Annotated in this window: 3 protein-coding genes; all 3 read left to right on the top strand. The window is 41.8% G+C overall.

The window, feature by feature from the left end; translation table 11 throughout:
* Window positions 1-251 (top strand): hypothetical protein (locus tag QZY09_RS06060; RefSeq protein ID WP_295669567.1); only part of this gene is annotated, 251 nt, incomplete at its 5' end.
* 231 nt (window positions 252-482) lie between these two features.
* Complete coding sequence (locus QZY09_RS06065; RefSeq protein WP_295669570.1) at window positions 483-1,055, top strand: hypothetical protein; 573 nt, start codon at window positions 483-485, stop codon at window positions 1,053-1,055.
* Between the two features lie 142 nt (window positions 1,056-1,197).
* Window positions 1,198-1,671: a hypothetical protein gene (locus tag QZY09_RS06070; RefSeq protein WP_295669572.1), complete on the top strand. Its 474-nt coding sequence runs from the start codon at window positions 1,198-1,200 to the stop codon at window positions 1,669-1,671.
* Window positions 1,672-2,117 lie beyond the last annotated feature (446 nt).

The following is a 2,117-nucleotide window of genomic DNA, read 5'->3' on the forward strand; positions in this document are numbered from 1 at the left end:
ACGGCTCCTATATCCACCTGGAAAAACTGGCTGACGACCTTGATCCATACGACAGGCTCTCGGCAATGAACGCGCTTCAAAACGCCCGCAACAAAAACGAGATCCTCACCGGTTTACTCTATATCAACCCTGAATCGACCGACCTGCACCATACCATCCAAACCTCCGACAGGGCTTTGAATAGTTTAGGGCAAGAGGAATTGTGCCCGGGGAGCGGGGTGTTGGAGGGGATTAATGGGGGGATGAGGTAGGGGCATAAGCCGAAAGTCTGTAGTCTAAAGTCCTGAGTCGAAATGCCCCCCGCAGGATATCTCGTAAAGCACCCTGCGCCGTATGTTTTTAAAATCGGTATTTCCGAAACGCTATCATTAACCAATTATGTAAAAACTGTATTAAGACACATTTACATCCAAATACAAGGGTCTTTTAAAAAGACGCAACCAAGACCGAGACCTACATAAAGCAATTTAATAAAAAACAACATGGACGAACGGTTGGGCGCATTAGGCAATGTCGAAATCTACGTTATACTTAAATATTACAATGAAGAGGTTATTAACTCATTGATGAATATAGTGCCTTTTAAGCTATTGGTGATATATGTCAATAATTGGAAAGAAGGCAAGTCCAAAGAAGTTGACTTTGATCCAAGCATTTTTACTCACAATGTTCATGCCGACGAAGAAATTGTCTTTAGATTTCAACTCGGAGATAATTATTTTTCCATTACTTTGTTGGAAGATAGATGCGTCGTTTGCATATACTTTCGCGCGTGGTATTTTTTGGAGCACCAATTAATTATCGTTGTGGAACATCTACTTACTAATTGTGAAATAGTATTATTTGGATTCGAATTAGATTTCAAATATGATGATTCAGACGTCCAGTCCGCACTCCTGGAATTAAAATCTGATGGAACTAATTATCCTTTTATTTTGAAAGAAGTGTCAGAAAATAAGATCGAAATATTTTCCGACGACCGAACGATTGAAAATTCAAATTTACTGGAATTACTAAAAATGAAAGTTTCCCCGGTTTTTGAAATGATTAGCTAATTCCTTCCCCCGAGGTTTCACGCAGAGGACCCTGCGGGGACAGGAAAGAGGATTAATGGGGAGTTGAGGTAAGTGGTTTGAGTCTGGAATCGATAGTCGAAAGTCTTGAGTATATAGCCGCTTTCTTAGTATTTCATATCGAATGAAACTACACTTTAAATACCTGGCCTGTTTGGCGGTTTTGCTGCTCAGCCTGACCAATGTAACACGACACCCATCTTTTAAACAATATCCGGCTTATTTATATACGGGGCATAAAGCAAAACCGTTATTGAAAAGCAATCGTTTAGGTGAAATGTTCAGAACCATTATCACGCATACCTATTATTCTAAAGATGACATGATTGGCTGGCGGGAATCGACAGGTTTAAACTTTGCCGGTCATTATTGCTTTGCTTATTGGGGTTGCGGCTCAAGCTGCCAGTCAGCAGCAGTTGTTGATGTGAAAACCGGTCTTATTTACGATGGTCCGACGGCTTCGGGTGGGTATGAGTTCAGATCGACCAGCAGGCTGGTAATAGTTAATCCCGGCGAATCTGCTTCGGATTGCGCAATGTGCGCTACTGAATATTGGGTTTGGAATGAATCGGGTAAAAAGTTTGTGCAGGTAAAGTAAACATTCGGGCGAGATGATTCGATGGATTATGCAAGTATTCAATGCTTTAATGGGCGAAGTTGATAAAAAGCAATTTATCTGCAAATTGTATTCCTGATACCAATCGCTTAACTTTGTTATTCTGGAAACTCTGAATATAAACGTTCCGGAAAAAAAGAGCACTTTGGTAAAATAGCGGCTCAGGGAGTTAGGTGTTACGATTGAGATAAAACCAAAGCCAAACAGCTTGCAGAAGAAATTAATAAAAGCATTAAACCAGGGGTAAAACCCAGTCCAGATGAGATTCTGGCAGAATAGGTGCGGTCCACCTAACTTCCCGCCTCAAACGTTTTCACCACCTCATACATCCCCGGCGCAAAAGTAGCAATCTCCAGCGCCTGTTGCAGGTAGGGCGATGCGGTAGGATTATTGCGCATGTTCTGGTAATCTTCGGCGCTCCGCCATTG

The organism is uncultured Mucilaginibacter sp. (genome assembly GCF_903913935.1).
In the GTDB taxonomy this organism is placed as follows: Bacteria; Bacteroidota; Bacteroidia; order Sphingobacteriales; family Sphingobacteriaceae; genus Mucilaginibacter.

Bases quoted from the DNA above. Each gene is read 5' to 3' on its own strand.
- QZY09_RS06065 (WP_295669570.1), top strand. From the start codon at position 483: ATGGACGAACGGTTGGGCGCATTAGGCAATGTCGAAATCTACGTTATA.
- QZY09_RS06070 (WP_295669572.1), top strand. From the start codon at position 1,198: ATGAAACTACACTTTAAATACCTGGCCTGTTTGGCGGTTTTGCTGCTC.